This window comes from Aphanothece microscopica RSMan92, from assembly GCF_046613545.2.
Classification (GTDB): domain Bacteria; phylum Cyanobacteriota; class Cyanobacteriia; order PCC-6307; family Cyanobiaceae; genus NIES-981.
The window spans coordinates 1-19001 of sequence record NZ_JBKKKY020000056.1 but is presented as its reverse complement, the minus strand read 5'-3'; the positions used below and the strand labels follow the sequence as shown (position 1 = coordinate 19001).

The following is a 19001-nucleotide window of genomic DNA, read 5'->3' as shown; positions in this document are numbered from 1 at the left end:
CCTGGGCAGCGGCTGTCGTTCCTGGGCGGGGAGGCGGACAGGTCCCTGCTGCAGAGGCGGGGCAACCAGTTGGGCGAGCAGCAGGTTCAGCATGCAGTGGTCATCCGCCCCGGGGACCACCCGGCAGAAGCATGGGGGATGCAGCTGTGAACACTAGTGGGGTGCTGATTTCTGAACGGAAGGCCTGTGCCACATCACATGCCTCACCAACAGCTGCAGGCTTCAAGGTGCGGCCTATCCTTCCTGGATCACGAAGGAGCATCGTCCCGTGCCAGTTCTGGCCGATCCTTACCCTTCGGACCACAGATCGGCCGGACCCGACAGGGTCCTGTGGGGGATGCGCACCGTCCTGGGCTTGGGCAGCGCCGGAGCGATCGCCCTGCTTCTCAACGCCCCGGGAGGCCAGGCCGGAGAGATTCGAGCCACAACCGGCTCCCGAAGCCTGGGTAGCGCGGTGAATGGTGTCCGCGGTGGCAGTTGCAGCTCGGGTCTGTGTGCCGTCAGCGGAGGAACATCATCAGGCCGAAACCTGTTTCACCGGTTCTCGAGTTTTGATGCCAGGGGCAAGATCAAGGGCGTGTCGATCGACACCTCCAATCATCAGAATGTTCTGATGGGAGTGATCAGTGGACGCGGCAGTTTCATCGACGTGCCGGTGATCCTCGACAAGCCCGCAGGGCTCTACATCCTCTCGCCTGGTGGCATTCAGGTGGGTGCCAAGGGGGGATTCCGCAATGTGGAGCGGCTCACCCTTGGCACCGCCACAGGGATCAAGGTGGGGCAGAACTACTTCGAGGCCCTCTCCACTACCGCGGCAGAGGCCTCCAGGCTCAACGGATCGATTCAGGCGTCCTGGGGATCCCTGCGGAGCGATGCCATGGAACTGGCCCGACTGGGCCTGGAGCGCAACGGGGACCTCACGCTCTCGGGGGGCCTGCTCACGATCAAAGAGGAGCTGCTGCTGGACGCCCAGGGGGGCCATCTCCTGGTTGAGCAGGCCAGCCTGGCTGTCCCCGGCGGGAAGGCCGGGATTCGCGGGGAGAGGGTGATCCTGAACGACGCCCTGATCGATGTCTCCACGGACCGTGGGCGTGGCGGCCAGGCCAGAATCACCGGGGGGGATGTGGCCTTGAGATCCAGCCAGGTCGAGGCCAGTGGCGCCACCGGGGGCGGGGAGATCCTGGTGGGCGGCGATCAGCAAGGTGCCAACCCGGCAGTGCCCAATGCCCGCACGCTGTGGCTGGATGGTGCCAGCCAGCTTCGCGCCGACGCGCTGCGTCAAGGCGACGGCGGCAAGGTGATCACCTTCTCCAACGACGTGACACTCGTGGAGGGCCATCTCTCGGCACGCGGAGGCCCGGCTGGAGGCGATGGGGGGTTCATCGAAACGTCCGGGGGAAGACTGCAGGTCACGCAGACGCCGGATGCATCAGCGCCTGCGGGTCAGCCGGGCAGCTGGCTGATCGATCCCGTGGACATCACCATTGCACAGGACGTGCCCGCAGATGGTGGATTGATCAATGCAATTGAAAGCCCCAGCGAGATCGGAGTCGTCTATTCCCCTGACGACGGCGATACATCCTCATTCATCGACGTCAGCCTCATCAACACGGCCCTCACAAATGGAATCCATGTATTTATTAACAACATTGAGACCTTTGTAGATATTCCAGGCGATCTGGGAGACATTACGATTGCCGCTCCGATTGTGCGATCCCCAGGAAGCAGCCCTGAGATAGACAGCACTGGGACACTCCTGGACCTCAGGGCAACGAACAACATCAATATCGACGTACCAGGCACAGCAATTAGAAATAGTTCAGGAGGGCAGTTGGTTGTCCAAATGAGACCTCAGGGCTCTTCGCAGCCTCCTGCAAGTGTCAATTGGATCTCCGGTGATGTCGAACTGGGAGCTGGTGGCAATTGGAACATCGAGGGCGTCTTGAACATCCGAGGCCCCGCGGCCAAACAGCTGAGATCAGGCAGCTTGTTGGTTGCCACCGATGGTCTGGCACTGCCATTGCAGATCAGCCCCGGAGCAACGCTGGCCATCGGCAATGGTGCCCAGGTCACGGCAGGAGAATTCATCAGCAGTGGCACCCTCAGCCTGGGTGGTCAGGATGCCGGCCTCACGCTGAATCCTCCCGATGGACTTGGCTTTGTCGAGAACCAGGGAATCCTGAGGGGGGAAGGGTCAATCACGTTGCTTGGGTCGCAGAATCCCGGTCAGACAAGTTTTTTGAATTCAGGTCTGATCGAGCCATTAGGACAGATTGACATCAATGCCGATCTGTTCACCAATACAGGCACGATCGATCTTCCCGGAATTGGAAATGCCCTCACCATCATTTCGTCACGAAACGACCTGAGCGCGGCCAATACAACGACCGGCACCATAAGAGGCAGTGGTCTCGTTTCATTGCTTTCCAACGGAAATGCGCCCCAGACTGTCTTCAACAATGCAGGACGCATCGAGCCCATCGGCGAACTGTCCATTGCAACCGATAGGTTGACCCTCGCCGACACGAGCAACCTCATTGTTGACGTGGGTGTGCCGTCAAGTCGCCTCGTCGTCCCCAATGGAATCGCTGAGTTGGGCGGAAGTCTGACGGTGACCTCCAGCGTTGCCTATGGCGCAAGCGAGCGCTTCCAGATCCTCGTAGCGCAGGCCTTTGATCCGCAGTTCTCCAGTTTCCTCAACACCACCCTGCCCGCGGGCTTCATCGATTTAGGAGAGCAGCCCTTCAACTCGGTGGCGTACACCGTCGAGGCTCCAACCATCATTACTCCACCCACTCCAACCCCCACTCCCACTCCCACTCCAACGCCAACCCCCACGCCAACCCCCACTCCCACGCCAACTCCAACCCCCACTCCCACGCCAACTCCAACCCCCACTCCCACGCCAACTCCAACCCCCACTCCCACGCCAACTCCAACCCCCACTCCCACTCCAACTCCAACCCCCACTCCCACTCCAACGCCAACCCCCACTCCCACTCCAACGCCAACCCCCACGCCAACCCCAACGCCAACCCCAACGCCGACACCAAAGGCCGAGGATTCCGTTCTATTTCAAAAGATATTCTTTCCGTCCACTGCCATCACAACGAACCAGCAACAAGATACACAGAATGGCAACGGAACACCGGCGGTGTTGGACAACATCACCAATCCCATCTTTACCCTCTTCCAGGAGGCCGACAACGGCGAAACCGGTGAAGGGCTTCCCGCGGAATTGCTGATCGAAACCATGACTCCCGAGCAGGCCCTGAAGGCCATCCAGATCGGCGACAACACAAGGACCCAGGACACCCAGAACACCGTGAATGAGGTGGAACCTCCCCCCGGGGCACCGGATGCCATTGATACCAAGACCTTGCAGGAAGCTCTGCGCCAGGCGACACGGGCGATTCGTGGGGGGCAGCAACCGTGAGCTGGTTGAGACGTCAGGACAAGAACAAGGGCCACGAAGCCAGGCGGCGGGATAGAAGTCACCGAAGATCTGTGGTGGTCTCCAGCTTGGCCCTCATTGCACTCGTGCAGCCATGGCCTGCCGGCGCCAGGGAGCTTCAGCCTTCCGAAGGAGCGGAGACAGGCTTCAGGGCATCCGACTACAACCCAGCCATCCTGTCGCTCAGCTTCAGTGCCCCAGCCAACGAGCCTGGAGGTCAACAGCAAGGTGGCGAGCCAACATCCGAGGAGAAGAGTCAGGATGCATTTCTTGATCTCGTTCTGGTCACACAGACAGGAGAGCCCTTCGGCAGGAGAGTGGCCGTTCGGAAGGGTGAACTACAAGAAGATCTTAAACTATTCTACCGTCAGTTAGCACGTCAGGAAGACCTGAACGCAGAGGATCCCGCCTCACCGACAAGGCGTCTCTTTAGCGTGATGCTGGGGCCTCTGGCCGAAGAATTAGAGCGTCAAAAGATAACGACACTGGTGATCGCGGCGGAAAGGGGCCTACAGGCCGTTCCTTTCGCCGCGCTTCACGATGGCAAACAATATATGGGGGAAAGATTTGCTTTCTCCATCACACCATCACTGCAGCTTACATCTCTGGCGCCACCAAGTCAGAAGAGGGGAAGGATGATGGCAGCCGGGGCGTCCAAGTTCACGGATCTGGCGCCTCTTCCCTTGGTCACGCAGGAGCTGAATGGTCTTGAAAATCGAGGAGGCGTTGAACGCTTCCTCAACCAGGAGTTCACGCCCAAACTGCTCTTAGATCAAGCTGTTCAAGACAAGTACCAATATGTGCATGTAGCCACCCATGCCGAGTTCCTGCCAGGTGGACCAGACAAAGCCAGGATTTACGCTGGTACAGGGAGCATCTCTCTCAACAGCTTCGCCGATTTACGGCAACGCCGAAAAGACGATCCCATTGAACTTTTCGCACTGAGTGCCTGCAGAACAGCCCTGGGTGACCAGGACAGTGAACTTGGCTTTGCCGGGCTGGCCCTTCAAGCTGGTGCACGCAGTGCCATTGGATCCCTGTGGTACGTCGATGATGTTGCAACGTCAGCCTTCTTCCTTCAGTTTTATCGCTATCTGAACGCTGGATTACCGAAAGCAGAAGCGATGCAAGCCACGAGAAAGGCACTTATTGAGGGCACACTACACAGGGATGCCGACAAGATTTTTGCCGCAGATGGTAGCGTGCTACTGACGGATTTAACTACAGAGCAGCAGCAAAGGGTTGCCAAAGGGCTAGAGCATCCATTCTTTTGGAGTGGCATTGAACTCCTTGGCGTACCTTGGTAAGGGCTTAACAGCAGTTCATGAATCACAAACCATCGAAAGAAGATATTGGTTGCGACCGTCCTTGAACTGATAGTCAACCTGATCAACGGATGATTTGACTAAGAACAACCCCAGCCCACCAATCTGTCTCGTCTCAATGGGTGAATCAGCAATTGAGGCTGGAATGGATTCAAGGTGAGGATCAAAGGCTGGGCAGGAATCTTCAATGGAGATGGTCAACATCTCAAGAGGTGGCGAAGCAGTGCTCGCCCCACGTCTGAAGGAAATCCGGATGACTGGGCAAAGGGAATCGTCATCGGGATGCGATCCCCCCCCAACGCCTGAGGCGGAACGCATGATGTTGGAAAGAAGCTCCTCAACAGCCAACATCAGCTTGTAGACGCGAGAGGAGTCGGTGATTGCTGCCTCAGCATGAAGTCGAGCAAAGGCCATCAGCTGGTCCCAGCTGTCCATAGTGGCAGGGAGCTCTAGGGACGGCTGGGAAGAGGAAGGGCCCAGATCGTTGTTCATGGAGTTCAGTCGAGCTCCGAATCTGTGTCAACCATCAGCACAGCACTACCCAGGCCAGTACGTTCAATGACCTCTTTGATCTCATCACTGCCTCCGATGAAGATCAAGCGCGATGTATGCGGCATTTTCTGCTTGGCGAAGACAAGCGCACGAAGACCTGCACTGCTCATGAAGGTGAGCTGCATGGCATGGATACGCAGCTCGGCAAGCTCCGCAAGACCAATCTTTGTCAAGGCATCCAGGAGCTCTGGCGCGGACTTTGAGTCAACCTCACCTTCAAGATGAAGGGATACATGGGTAACCTGGGGATCGACATTGATAGAGAGGGGCATGATCAGGAATCAGAGTGAAAAGACGACGACCGAACGCTCACCGACGAGTAATCCCTGAGACTGCAAAGGTGGTTGGTCAGGGAAGGTCGGACCCGCGGGATCTGCCGTATTAAAGCAGATCCGCCAAGATTTCCCTGAGGCAATCTGCGGGAGTTCGAACCAACTGGCGTAGTGGGCCATGTTGGCAATCACATAGACGGTGTCAGCTCCTGAGGGTTCAGTCGAATTCCGGGGTACGTCGGAACTGAACATCCAAGCAATCTGGCAAGAGCCATCTGACCAATCGGGAGACCAGGGGAGGGTGCCGTGAAAGCTGGATGATGGCACCCCGTCGAGAGTCATGGAACTGGCAAAAGAATTGACGCGCAATGAGGGATGGGCGTGACGGAACGCAATCAAGGAGGAGACATAGTCGTGCAATGCACTGTTGGACTGCAGAAGAGACCAGTCAATCCAGGACAGGGGAGAATCGATACAGTAGGCATTGTTGTTGCCCTGCTGGGAACGACCGAACTCATCACCCATGACGAACATCGGCACCCCCCTCGAGGTCAGCAGCAGGGCAAACGCATTCATCATCTGCCGGGTGCGTAAGGCAAGGATGGAGGGGTTATCGGTCCAACCCTCTGCGCCACAGTTCCAGCTGTGGTTATCATTGCCGCCATCTTGATTTCCTTCTCCATTGGCAAAGTTGTGCTTGTCATTGAAGGAAACAAGATCGGCCAGGGTGAAGCCGTCATGGCAAGTCACAAAATTGATGGAAGTTGCCGGTGCACGCCCACTCGCTAGGTACAAATCCGGAGAACCCTGAATTCGCTGTGCAAAGTCACCAACCATGCCGTGGTCACCCTTCAGAAAGCGTCGAACACAGTCTCGGTACTTTCCGTTCCACTCAGCCCAGCGGCCAAAAGCGGGAAAGGTGCCCACCTGGTAAAGCCCACCAGCATCCCAAGCTTCGGCTATCAGCTTGCAGGAAGAGAGAATCGGATCAAACGCCAGTGACTCGAGAAGGGGAGGATTGGCAAGCGGGGCTCCCCAAGGGTCACGACCAAGAATCGAGGCAAGATCGAAACGGAAGCCATCGATATGATACTCGGATGCCCAATAGCGCAGGCAATCCAGAACCAGGGCACGAACAATTGGATTGTTGCAATTAAGCGTATTGCCTGTTCCGCTGAAGTTAAAGTAATAGCCCTCAGGAGTGAGCATATAATAGATCTTATTATCTAGCCCCTTAAAGCAGAGCGTAGGGCCTTGTTCATTACCTTCGGCAGTATGATTAAATACAACATCCAAGATGACCTCAATCCCAGCTGCATGCAGCTGCTTCACACACTGCTTAAACTCATCGACCTGCATCCCATACATGCCAGTAGCAGCGAAGGCGGCCTTGGGAGCAAAGAAGCCTAAGGTGCTGTAGCCCCAGTAGTTGAATAGTTGCTCTCCCGAGTCGGGATGAACTCGGGAGTTCTCAAACTCATCGAACTCGAAGACGGGCATCAGCTCAATTGCATTGATACCCAAACTCTTCAAATAAGGAATCTTTTCGACAAGCCCTGCATAGGTCCCGGGATGCTCAACACTAGAAGATGATGACTTGGTAAAGCCACGGACGTGGGCTTCATAAATCACGAGATCTTGGTGTGGAAGCTCCAAAGGGCGATCGCCTTCCCAGTCAAAGTCATCGAAAGAGACTCTCGCTCGATAAGGATAGATCTCATTCCCCCAGTCGGGCTGTTTGCCCCAGACATCTCTTCCTGAGATGAGACGGGCATAGGGATCCATCAGGATTTTGGTTCGATCAAACCTGTCACCATTGGCAGGATTGAAAGGACCATCAACTCTGAAGCCGTATTCCAGATCTTCGTAGTCTAAGTCAAATACAACGATGCAGAATACATCCCCAATTCGGTATTCCGGCGGAAATTCAATCTCGGCAAATGGCGCTGGCTCTCCCCTTCTAAACAAAACGAGTGTGCAAGCAATTCCAGCACTCGTATACAGGGAAAAGTTAAGGCCATTTGGAACATGCGAAACGCCAAAAGGCAAAGGCTTACCAGGTCTGACCTTGTAACCCGAAATCTGGTCTGTTGGGAGAAGATCAATACGATCTAGCATATACTTAAACCTATTGAGGTGGAAGATCAGACAAGGAGCTAAAGACAGTAAAGTATTGGAAAAAACCCGTGACTTTCATCGTATCGGCAATTTCCTGGCGCAAGCCAACAAGTGCCAAGGAAACGCCTAGCTCCTGAGTCTGACGGTGAAGCGTGAGGAGAGTTCTCAATCCGGCACTGGACATGAAGGGAACTTCAGCAAGATCCAGCACAACTGGATTGCCTCCCTTAACATGCTCATCAAGAAAGTCTCGAAGTTCATTCACAGTCTTTGAGTCAACTGATCCGGCAACACCAATGACTTGCCAGCCATTGGCTGTTGTCTCGCTAAGTTTCAGGCTCATGGCAGCGGCTTGTAAGTTCTCAAGAACAGGGGGTAAGCGTAACTTTTACTTTGATGCGCTGATTAGTGGATGGCAGAGTCACAAACAGCTGGTCCGCATCAAAGTCATGATATGGTTGTCCATCGATCTCACAGGCTGAGATAACGACACTTTTGGGTGGCAGGATGTCAGGTGAGACAAAGAGCCGTCTGTTCAAGTACCCGTTGGGGTGGGGCTTGAAGTAAAGGTCAAGAGGCCGCTTCTCAATCAGTAGATCAATATAGACCGTGGAAAGGAAACAGAGCTCAGTAGAGTGGTAGGCACTCATGGAGTGACTACCTTTGAAGCGCTCTGTACCAAGCAAATAGGGCACCCCATTGGCGAGAACATTGAAATAAACAGCGCCGTCATTTTGATCAAGGAAGAAGGCATTATAAAAGGCTGACGACTCATCGGCATACTTCTTATAGCTTTCTTCCGTGGGTATATGTCCTTGAAGGATAAGATAAGCAAGGATTCCCTGCTCTTGCTGCCACCAAGCCTTACGGTCGTGCCATGCAAAGCGATGAAACTGCTGCCCAGGCTGTTTAACACGCTCTACAACATCGTACCAACCAAACCGCTGCTTATCATAGCCATGCTGAGGCATCAACTCAGCAATCTTGGTGGCCAAGTCCAAATACTCTTGTTTGGGTAACACACCCTGAAAACGCATGAGGTTCCATGCGATTTTCAAGTTGTGGCCAACTACAGCACGGTTTTGCTGCCAACCCCACTCTTGATCCTTGGACCAGTCATCAAAGAACTTCTCCTGGACGAATGGACTAGAATCGTAATCTGGAAAGTGCTCAGTAATCGTATCGAATGTCTCCTCGAGCATGTCGAGGTATTGTTGCTGCTGTGTGGCTAGCCACAGATTGATGAGATAGGCGGGAGCGTGGTCTCCGACTGAATTCCAGTTCTTCTTGGCCTTGTTTCTCCCCAAAGACTCCTCGTGGGGGCTGAGGGTTACAGCATGGACATGTGAGTAATATCCTCCCTTCTCGTTATCACGATAATAGGTATGAAAGAGTTCAACTGTCTTTTCTGCATCCTCCAGGATCCTTGGGTCACCAGTAAGGCGATAGGTTTGGATGGGACCGGCTAAAGCATAGATTTGCTCATAGGCCGGGATACAGTCATAGTCATCTCCAAACTCAGAAACCAAAAGCTTTTGCTCCTGGCCTCCGCTGCCCACCTTCATGCCATGATACCAATAGATCAAACCAGTGTCAGAGTCAACAAACCGCATTTTGTCGCGTAGATACTCAGTACCCTTTTCTGCCGCCTCCAGGAATTCATCCTTGCCGGTCAGCATGTAGGCTGACGCCATGCCATACACCATCCGGGAAATGGTATCCGTCTCTTGCAGATAATCCCCCGTTGCTTTTGCACCGGTAAGATTGATCAGCGTACGATAGTTGGCATAGTCTATCTCTTGGCTAGGATAGTCGAATTGCCACTTGAGATATGACGATGCAATTGAGTCCACCTGGTCAATCCACCAACCTTGGTCGGCATAGCGATATGAATCTCCGTCTGATCCGGCAAAGACGATATAGTTAACTTCAAAGCTGACCTCCCGCTCTGGGAAATATGTTCCATACAGGAAGACGATTCTGCCTTTGGCCAACAGCTGCTCAAGCTGTCCTCCGCAATCGATCCATCCCTCACTGATGTTCTGCGTTTGGCGGGCATAGGTATTGGCGGTGAGCAGGGCCCGATACGGCCTGCCATCGGAGGTGTTCAGATCAATGGTTCGACCCACAGGGTCGTAGGCCATGACATAGCCTGAGATAAGATCTGAGAATGTAAAGTCTAATGAATTCATGGCCGTTGGCTTGCTGAAGGGGAGAGGTTGGACTGGCTGGGCAACGATGGAATGTTCACCATGGGGCTAGGCAGGGTCACCTGGACCCACCACCTTGCTTCGGTCCCGCGATGCTGATGAATGTCAAAAGGAGTTCAAGCTGTAGCTAGCAGCTGAGCTACACAGCGGTCGCAGCTGTCGGAGGCTAGGGAAAGGATCAGCATGGCTTGACCACCATTGTGACCCTTGGTGCTGTTATGCGCTACAGCAGGGGCCACAAGTGGGGCATCCTGACACAAAGGGTAAGAATGAGATCCGGGCTGAAGAGTATGTCTGCGATCCCACTCTTTGGATCACTGTTAGGGACCACACTGGAGCTGTCAGACCTCGCCTTGGCATCAGACCTCTCCTTGGCAGCAGAAGGATGAACGTCCCGATCCGCGCCCTCCCACTCCCTCCCACTGAAGCCTCCAGACCCGAGGCGGAGTATCCCTCTGAAAGCGCGGGAAGCACGGGACCCCGATCACACAGAGGCTGAGCGACGGCCAGGGCGCGCAGAAACCGCAGGATTGCAGGAGTGGATGAGCTTCAGCCACGGAACCGGTCAGACAGATCCGCCACAACGTGAAATAGTTCGTAGCAAAAATCTGAAGAATTAGCGTCCGTCTGCCAAACCATTCCAAATGCCCCCAAAGACTTGGGGCTTAGGTTACTTATAATGCTCGTGCTGTCGTTTCCCGTTCATAGCTCAAGTCATCTTGACTGTGAAAGTGTTGAAAGCCTGTCGATTCTAGGAACGGTTCACTCGCATCGGAATCGCTGGAACCCCTTCTGTCAAGCCAACGACATGATCTGGGATGGGCATCGTGGTGAATGGTGGCAGACCTTCTTTCTGCATCCACGCGGGGGCCGACATGGCAATGGTATCTATAATTTCCGGTTTGTTGGCAACCACAACCCGAGCAGAGTCTTCAAGAAGGCTGCCGATGAGGATATATCCCATGGGTTGATCAGACTCGTTGAGTCAGCTTGGGGTGAAGCTGGACGGAATATCACGCTCCAAGTCAACAAGCCCTGTGAGTATCGGTTATCCGTCGATACGAGAAGTCCGTGTCTAAAGATAATCGGGGGTCAGGTATCGGAATTTGCTCAGGTCAATGAGGCCTCATCATTCCAGCTGAATGGGTTTGTCTGGGATGGGGAAGACATGTTTGGCAAGTTTGATGAGTGTCGTCCGTCGCGCAGTTTCGAGCCCCACGCATCGGGCTCGTGGTTCATTGACGTTGAGCTTCGCAAGAATGGAGGTATTGACTTTCGTTCAGATGGAGTCTATCAGTTTTTAATTTCAAGAAATCATGATGAGGACCAGGGATTCAGCGCGATAAACCGACCCAGCAGTGCTCATGCAAGGATCTCGAAGGCACTGATGTGGGAGAGAATTCCAGACGCTGATCAGACAGACGCTGATCAGACGATTGATTTGATCCAAGGCAGTGGATTCGGCAGCAGTCACGGACGCTGCCTTCACTCTGCAGCAACAGTAGCGGTCTCAGAAGATGGAACATACCGGTTCTGGTTAAAGGCCGTGGAAGATGGAATGAAGTTAACCGTAGAACCACTGCAAGGGGGAGCGGAAGTCAGAGTATTGAATCGGGTTGACTCGGTTCAGCTACTCGGATCCGTGCATAACAGTGCTCCGTTTGACCCGACCAATCAAGCCACATTCATGCAGGAGTCAAAGGGAAAGAATGGCATCTATGAACTGACCCTGGATGTGAAGGCAGGGGATCATGTGATCAACTTTGGTCTCGCCCATGAGCTGTTCCTCGACACGATGGGACTCGGTTGCTGGATCGGGGATATTTCTGAGCAAGGAATCCAAGGCGTGGCATGGCACGGCAAGCCCAATGAAGCCAACATCTGCTTTCAGGTTCAGCGTGATGCCCGAATCCAGTTTGTCTATGATCTCAATACCGATCGCTTTTCACTTCATTGCGTTGATGGGAACCAGTGCCTCCACCGCATTGATGGCCTTGATTCCTTGTCCATCGTAGGAAGTTTTGCCGAACCACTGATTGCCTGGTCACCAAAGGAAGCTGAGAACAGAATGCAGAAAATCGGCGGCGAACGCTTTGAACGCTACATCTTTCTTGATGCTGATTCAGAATATCAATTCAAGTTTGTAGCCAATCTTTCGGACTGGCATCTTGTATTCGCCGACTATGAGCTGGATGGATATGGAGCATCACTGTCTGAACCCAACAATCCATCGCCCATGGATTCCTCCCTTGAGCAACTAAAGAAGCATGGTCACCTGACCTCCCATGGAAATCCACCGCCCATCAGTTTCAAACCTTCCCGGACCGGCTGGCATCGGTTTGTTGTGGATATGAACACAGGTGCCTATTCTGTCAACGTAGTGCTATAAACCCACCGTCGTATCAGGAGATACACAGGCTGGGGCGACCTTAAGAGATATGTATGAGATTCCGCTTTTCTCCTATAGACAGTTCTCCTCCTCTGGATCCCGGCCTAGATTTGCTATAACCATTCCTTGGCGCCTCCTAACTGCAGAGATCGCATCAGGCCTTCTCCGTTTTCAAGGATTGTAGTCTCGCGCCTGAGTGAATGGTCTTCTCTCGATTACTATCCCGAGTCCCATGCCTAAGAAGATCCTTGTCGTCCTTTCCGAGTGGGGATATTGGGGGGAAGAACTTGTCGGTCCCTATGATGTACTCAAGCAAGCCGGATATAGCTTTGACTTCATGACCCCCCGGGGACGCAAGCCACCGGCCTTGCCTCCAAGCATGGACGAGACCTATATGGATCCTCCACTCGGGAAGTGCGTCACCAGTCCACATTTTGCCAAGAGAACCAAGGAGGTTGAGGACTCCTCTCTTCTTGATGCTCCGATCAGCCTTGAGAAGGAGTTGCCCTTGATGCCCTACTTCAACAGCAGCAACTTCGGGCATGACTTAGAGAAGTTTTATCAAACTCGGGAAGAGTTTTGGACGCGTTTTGTTGATCCCTATGATGCTCTTCTCATGCCTGGAGGGAGCGGCCCAATGGTTGACATGGTCAATAATGAGCGCCTACACAATCTCATCCTTGGATATTTAGACCGAAACAAACTGATCGCTGCCGAATGCTATTGCGTGACCTGCCTAGCCTTTGCGCGCGACTGGACTGATCGCAAGAGCATTATTGCTGGAAAGCATGTGACAGGGCATGCTCGTGAATATGACTACAAAGATGGCACTGGCTTCGCTCAAATGTATGGCTACGATGACCAGCCAATGAATACTTCGGCAAATTTTGGCCCTCCTTTCTATCCACTGGAATATATCCTGCGAGATGCTGTCGGGCCTGATGGTCAGTTTCACGGTGGAGTCGGACACACGATTTCCACAATCTTGGACTATCCGTTCCTGACTGGCCGCTCCACCCAGGATTCCACACTGGTTGGAGAATTAATGGTTAAGGCGCTTGAGCAAGGGTTGACTCGTTACGGCTGGTAGGAGACATCCCATGCGCGGCCATGAAGCCATTCTGCGGCAGTTTGTAGCCAATGACCTCTGCTACATGTTTGGGAATCCGGGCACTGTAGAACAAGGGTTCTTGGATGCACTCTCGGCTGTTCCTGAGCTTAAATACATCCTCACCCTGCAGGAGTCCATCGCAGTTCTTTGTGCCGATGGCTATGCAAGAGCACGCTTCAAACCTGCGTTGGTTCAGATCCATTCGACACCTGGCCTTGGGAATGCCATCGGCAACCTCTACCAAGCCATGAGGGGGCAGGCCCCCCTCGTGGTGATTGGTGGAGACGCTGGCATTCGCTATCAAGCCATGGACGCCCAGATGGCCGGCGATCTTGTTGCCATGGCTGAGCCGGTGACCAAGTGGTCGGCCATGGTCAGCCATCCCTCCAGCCTCTTGCGGATGGTGCGTCGGGCCATCAAGGTTGCTGCAACCCCACCATGCGGCCCTGTCTATCTATGTCTGCCTCAGGATGTCCTGGATGCTGAAGTGGTTGAGGATATCTATCCTGCCCACATCCCCTCGATCGCCCAGGCTGCTGACAGCAGGGATGTTGCCGAAATCGTCAGGACGCTGCAACAGGCGGAGAATCCGATCATCCTTGTCGGTGATGGGGTTGCCTGGAGCGGGGCCCACGAGGAGCTTCTCGCGTTGGCGGAGGCCAGCGGGTCCAGGGTGTATCAGGCTGATGGAGGAGAGGTGAACTTCCCTGAAGACCATCCTCTCTTCTTCGGAGGCACCGGGCACATGTTTGGCGAGAATAGTCTGCCAATTACAAAAGCAGCCGATTGGTGCTTAGCAGTTGGCTGCTTTCTACTTCCTGAAGTATTCCCGAACCTTGGGGATATATTCACCCCGGGCTGCAAAGTCTATCATTTGGATTCCAATCCCAACAACATTGCCAAGAATCATCGTGTAGACCTTTCCATAGTGGGTGATCCCAAGGGGCTCCTCAGGCAGCTGAATGCCTCGCTGCATGAGCTTGGGGACGACCGTTCCTCAAGCCAAGCCACTGTTCGTCAAAAGGCCAATGAAGTAAGAAAGCAGCAGGCCACCAACCAAACCAGCACGATTTACGATCTGGATCCATCTATTCCCGATGATGCCTATGACAACAAGACCACATTCATGCCTTCAGGCTTCTTTTTCCAACAGCTAGCAAGCAAGCTAGACGCAACCGCAATTCTGTTTGACGAAGCCCTTACCAATTCCCCCCCCATAACAACGCATTTGCCTGCTCAGCGTCCAGGCCAAAAGCTTTGGACCCGGGGAGGCTCTCTCGGCACGGGGTTGCCTGGAGCCATTGGCATCAAACTGGCCCATCCAGACAAGCAAGTCATCGGAATATCGGGCGATGGCGGAAGTATGTACACCATCCAATGCCTTTGGACAGCGGCACGCCATGGGATTGCCGCCAAGTTCGTGATTTGCCAAAATCGTTCGTACAGACTTCTCCAGGCCAATATCAAGCAGTATTGGCAAGCGCAAGGTATAGCTGAACACGACTATCCGCTATGCTTTGACCTTTCTGCACCCGAAATATCCTTTGAGCAACTAGCCGAATCGATGGGTGTCAAGGGTGAGAGAGTCTGGAAGCCTTCTCAGGTTGAGGCGGCGATTGACCGCATGATCCACAGCACAGAGCCCTACCTGATCAACCTTGTGCTTGATGGAGACGTGCACCCAGAACTCATCGGCGTCCACTGTGGACAGTAAAGCACAAGCCATCTAGCCTCTGAATTGGTAACAGTTTCCATTTCAAAACCCCCAACACAACTCCCATGAGCACATTCACCCATCCAGAGATCTGGGCCTTTGCCAGTGCCTGGTACCAGCTCCTCGATATCCACGCCCCGCTGGAATCCTATCGACCATTGTTGACTTCTGATGTTGAGCTGGTATTTCCGGAGGCCACTGTCAGTGGCTTTGAAGGCTACGCAGGCTGGTACTCAACAGTCATTGATATCTTCTTCGATGAGATACATACTTTGAAAGTTGCAGATATCATCTCGCAAACAGACTCGACTTGCACAGCCCATGTCGTGGTCAACTGGAAGGCAAGTGTTTGGAAGCCACCAGCAGCCAGAAGCACAAGACTGATGATGGATGCCGATCAGACGTGGGAGCTGGTCCGCAGCGACAAGGGTCTTCAGGTTTCCAAATATATTGTGAATGGGATGAACTATGAAGAAGGCTCTTGCAAACTGTAGCCACGTCATCTAGTCACTTCTCGAACGCATCATTTCATCAAAAGACTCGCCTTTCTAACGGATTCTGCCATGAAGAATGTCCCCTCGACCCCATTAGGCGATCTCTATAGAGAGCATATTCGCCTCATTCTAGCCAAGGATATTCACGGTCTTCTCAACCAATACTCTGAGGATGCCCTGCTCATATCCAGCTTTGAGAAAGTGCCCAAGTACTTCCGTGGCCACACAGAATTAAAGACCCATTTTGAGGGGATCCTAGGCATCGAAGGACTCGAAACGGACATTGCTTTTTGGGCTGAGACTCAAGATCCAACAACTCTGATGATTGTCGAGGCAATTACTCTAAAGATTCCCGATGGAGAAGCCCATATGCGCTTTGCAGATAGCTGGGTTCTTGATGAGTCGGGCAAGATCAAGATTCACTTCGCTGGGATGACCCAGTATCCCGATGGAAGCGTCGCGTAAACTCGCGTCAACAATCGGCTGAGGCCATCAGAGCCTCAGGATTCTCCAGCACTTCACTGTCACTGACAGCTTAAAAGAAAATGCTTCAGATTATTTCACAGCTTGCCATCAATTGCATTGACCAAGCCGCGACAGAAGCTTGGTATGCCGAGAACTTTGGATTCAGACGTACGAGGAGTGTCACCTTACCGGATGGTCGAGAGATCATCTTTATCAAGATGGCCGACAGTGCCTTCTATCTTGAACTTTTTCAGGCTGATGGCCCAGCGCCCTCGCCTCAGGCCAGCATGGACGGACCGACCGCTCCAGGCTTTCGCCATCTGGCCTTTAAGGTCGACGATGTAGATGCAAAGCTGAAGACCATCCAAGGTGTTGACATTACCTTAGGACCCCTTAGTTTTGATGACTATATCCCTGGCTGGAAGACAGTCTGGATCCGCGACCCTGATGGACGAATCATTGAGATCAGCGAAGGCTTTACAGACGCATGAGCCCATTCAAGTTCTGCGAAGCGCCAAGACAGTGATGTCGTCAGACTGCTCGGCGGCACCAACATAGCCTCGAACATTCGCAAGTACATCGTTGACCAGTTCTTTGGCTGACTGAGATTTTGAGGACTGGATCGTCTCCTTTAGACGATCTTCTCCGTATTGGGCGTGGTCTTCATTCATGGCCTCTGTTATGCCATCTGTATAAATGAAGAATGTCTCACCCCTGCCCAAATGCCGAGAGGCCATCACAAAGCTTGCGTCTTTGAACACACCCAGTGGCTGTCCACCATGATCTTCATAACAACATGACCCTGTCTCTTTAATGTATAGCGCTGGGTTGTGGCCGCCTTGGGCATAGACGACCTCTCCAGTATCAGGATTGTAGACGCCAAGTATGATCGTCACAAAAAGCATGGCCGCATTCTCCGGATAAAGCTGCGCATTCACCTGGCTCAGGATCTCAACCGGATCTTTGTATTGGCGCGCTGTCGATCTGATCAAGGTTCGCGCAATCGCCATGAACAAGCCCGCCGCAACGCCCTTGCCTGCAACATCTCCTACAAGAAAGAACAGCCTTCCATCTCCGGATGGGAAGAAGTCGTATAAATCACCACTTACTTCCGTGGCTGGATCAAGCGCAGCATAAAGATCAAGATTGGCAAATTCTGCCTGGGTTGGGAACCTGGTCGGCAGGATACCTATCTGCATGTCCCGCGCCAGATCCAGGTCACGTTGCACCTGGGCACGCTCGATGGCTGCCGCATTGGATTGAATTCGGACGAGGGATGCTGAAACCAGCGATGCAAAGTACTCCACTTCTTCTTCGTCTTCTTCATCAAAGCTGGGGCGATCGATTGGGTTGAGAAATTCGATCACCCCGATGCAATTGTTTCCATCCAGCAGAGGAGCAGCGATCAAGGCCTTCGTGACCCAGCCCGTTGTTTTATCAACCTTGGAATAGAAGCGAGGATCTTTCGAGACATCATCCACGCGTATGATTGATTTGGTCTCCATGGCTTTGCCAACGATCCCGACACCGGCAGGAATTCTTATTTCATTGAGCTGCGGAGCGCTTTCGCCATAGGCTGAATTAATGCATAACTCACCAGTCTTTTTATCTTCCAAGAATATGGAGCATGCCTCGGCGCCAATCCAGGGCCTGCTCTTTTCGAGAATCTTGTAAAGTAGGCTATCCAGATCCGGCTCTCTTCCGATTTCCCCTGCCAAACGGATCAGTCGTTCATAGTTCTCTGCCCGCCTCGTGTCCGGATGAACGAAGTCAGTTGTGCGGTCTTGCATTGATGGCTGCGCAGGGACCAAGAGAGCTGACCTGAGCCTAACGGATATCAAGAGGACACCCCTTAGCCCAGATGAGCCTCCTTGGTGTGTGTTCAACCACCTTACGACTCCTGCGCAGTGTCTCAAGGAATGGTCCGACCCTCACGTTGATGTTCTTGGCCGCCGTTGCGTTGCCTCCAGGCTCACGGCTTGCAACGATGGAGTGAGTCCTTGGGAGCAGGTCCACAACCGGTTGCTCACCGGCGCAGTGCCTAGATAGAACTGCGCCAACTAACTGATGAATTCTCGTGTGGTTCTCCATGGCTCCCAAGTTTCGCCCTGCCTGGTTGCGGCGTCTTACGGCTGGTGCTCGATACAGTCTCTTCTATGGAGGGGCCGCGGCTGTCTTGGTGCTCCTTGGTCAGAGCAGCATTACAGAGTCTATCGATCTCCTGCTTTATGACTTTGTTGCATCGATCCGTCGATCGAGCAGTGGAGAGAGTGACCCCATAGCAATCATTGGGATTTCAGAATCAGACCTGAAGCAGTATGGCTGGCCGGTCGATGATCGCTACCTTTGCGAAGGAATCAAGAAGCTCCTTGCTGACGGTAGTGTGGCCATTGGGCTTGATCTCTACCGTGATCAAGGTGTTGGGGCCAACCGCCAATGCCTGAACGACCTTTACAAGGAAAGCCCCAAGCTTGTATCGATCTTCAATGAGGCTGAGCAGATTCCTGCCATCCCTGGAACCCCACCGGACAGACAGGCCTACAACGACCTGCTGATTGATCCGGATGCAACGTTACGGCGCGATTTGGTCCATGTGGCCGGCCAAACTGACCCACGCATGGTCTCCTTCCCCATGCGCCTGCTGGAGGTGGCCACAGGATCCACGGCCCTGCGTGACCAGCTGGAAGCCGACACGTCCCACGCCCAGTGGTTGCAGCCTGCATCCGGCGGTTACCGCAATGCCGACGCGGGTGGTATGCAACAAATGCTTCCCTACCGAAGGCTTGGATCGTTTCCACTCTGGAGCCTGCAGGATCTGCTCACAGGCAAGGTTCCAGCCACCCAGATCAAGAACCGAATCATCCTGATTGGCACAACCGCTCCATCCCTGCGCGACC

15 protein-coding genes are annotated in these 19001 nt (G+C 53.6%); 9 read left to right on the top strand and 6 right to left on the bottom strand.

Features of this window, described 5'->3' with window-relative positions; translation table 11 throughout:
* Positions 1-337: 337 nt before the first annotated feature.
* Entirely contained in the window at positions 338-3436 is a 3099-nt protein-coding gene (locus ACLD7X_RS13185) for a hypothetical protein (RefSeq protein WP_411424111.1), read from the top strand.
* Between the two features lie 86 nt (positions 3437-3522).
* Positions 3523-4761, top strand: a complete 1239-nt coding sequence (locus ACLD7X_RS13180) for a CHAT domain-containing protein (protein WP_411424110.1) — start codon at positions 3523-3525, stop codon at positions 4759-4761.
* Positions 4762-4776: 15 nt separating this feature from the next.
* On the opposite strand, the gene ACLD7X_RS13175 is transcribed toward ACLD7X_RS13180, so the two are convergent.
* The 5 genes from ACLD7X_RS13175 to ACLD7X_RS13155 are packed head-to-tail and all read right to left on the bottom strand — an operon-like array spanning position 4777 to position 9865.
* On the bottom strand, positions 4777-5271 hold the full coding sequence (locus tag ACLD7X_RS13175; protein WP_411424109.1) for an ATP-binding protein: 495 nt from the start codon (positions 5269-5271) through the stop codon (positions 4777-4779).
* A gap of 5 nt (positions 5272-5276) precedes the next feature.
* Complete coding sequence (locus ACLD7X_RS13170) at positions 5277-5603, bottom strand: STAS domain-containing protein (protein WP_411424108.1); 327 nt, start codon at positions 5601-5603, stop codon at positions 5277-5279.
* Positions 5604-5612: 9 nt separating this feature from the next.
* A complete protein-coding gene (gene glgX / locus ACLD7X_RS13165; protein WP_411424107.1) occupies positions 5613-7721 on the bottom strand; it encodes a glycogen debranching protein GlgX in 2109 nt (702 codons plus the stop codon).
* Positions 7722-7731: 10 nt separating this feature from the next.
* Positions 7732-8064 (bottom strand): STAS domain-containing protein, encoded by a 333-nt coding sequence (locus ACLD7X_RS13160; protein WP_411424106.1) that lies wholly within the window; start codon positions 8062-8064, stop codon positions 7732-7734.
* A gap of 19 nt (positions 8065-8083) precedes the next feature.
* On the bottom strand, positions 8084-9865 hold the full coding sequence (locus ACLD7X_RS13155; protein WP_425625202.1) for an AGE family epimerase/isomerase: 1782 nt from the start codon (positions 9863-9865) through the stop codon (positions 8084-8086).
* Between the two features lie 745 nt (positions 9866-10610).
* Between ACLD7X_RS13155 and ACLD7X_RS13150 the strand changes: the two genes are divergently transcribed.
* From ACLD7X_RS13150 to ACLD7X_RS13125, 6 genes are all read left to right on the top strand, one after another.
* Positions 10611-12320, top strand: a complete 1710-nt coding sequence (locus tag ACLD7X_RS13150) for a hypothetical protein (RefSeq protein ID WP_411424104.1) — start codon at positions 10611-10613, stop codon at positions 12318-12320.
* A gap of 232 nt (positions 12321-12552) precedes the next feature.
* On the top strand, positions 12553-13410 hold the full coding sequence (locus tag ACLD7X_RS13145) for a type 1 glutamine amidotransferase domain-containing protein (RefSeq protein WP_411424103.1): 858 nt from the start codon (positions 12553-12555) through the stop codon (positions 13408-13410).
* Between the two features lie 10 nt (positions 13411-13420).
* Positions 13421-15145 carry a thiamine pyrophosphate-binding protein gene (locus ACLD7X_RS13140; RefSeq protein WP_411424102.1) on the top strand — a complete coding sequence of 575 codons (1725 nt, stop codon included), beginning with the start codon at positions 13421-13423 and terminating at the stop codon, positions 15143-15145.
* A 65-nt stretch (positions 15146-15210) separates the two neighbouring features.
* A complete protein-coding gene (locus tag ACLD7X_RS13135) occupies positions 15211-15639 on the top strand; it encodes a hypothetical protein (protein ID WP_411424101.1) in 429 nt (142 codons plus the stop codon).
* Positions 15640-15708: 69 nt separating this feature from the next.
* The gene (locus ACLD7X_RS13130; protein WP_411424100.1) at positions 15709-16104 is read left to right on the top strand and encodes a Cif family virulence factor; all 396 of its coding nucleotides are present in this window, start codon (positions 15709-15711) and stop codon (positions 16102-16104) included.
* An 80-nt stretch (positions 16105-16184) separates the two neighbouring features.
* Positions 16185-16595 carry a VOC family protein gene (locus tag ACLD7X_RS13125; protein ID WP_411424099.1) on the top strand — a complete coding sequence of 137 codons (411 nt, stop codon included), beginning with the start codon at positions 16185-16187 and terminating at the stop codon, positions 16593-16595.
* Between the two features lie 6 nt (positions 16596-16601).
* On the opposite strand, the gene ACLD7X_RS13120 is transcribed toward ACLD7X_RS13125, so the two are convergent.
* Entirely contained in the window at positions 16602-17894 is a 1293-nt protein-coding gene (locus tag ACLD7X_RS13120) for a SpoIIE family protein phosphatase (RefSeq protein ID WP_411424098.1), read from the bottom strand.
* 389 nt (positions 17895-18283) lie between these two features.
* On the opposite strand from ACLD7X_RS13120, the gene ACLD7X_RS13115 reads away from it, so the two are divergent.
* The coding region (locus ACLD7X_RS13115) for a CHASE2 domain-containing protein (protein ID WP_411424097.1) at positions 18284-19001 on the top strand (718 nt) is incomplete at its 3' end.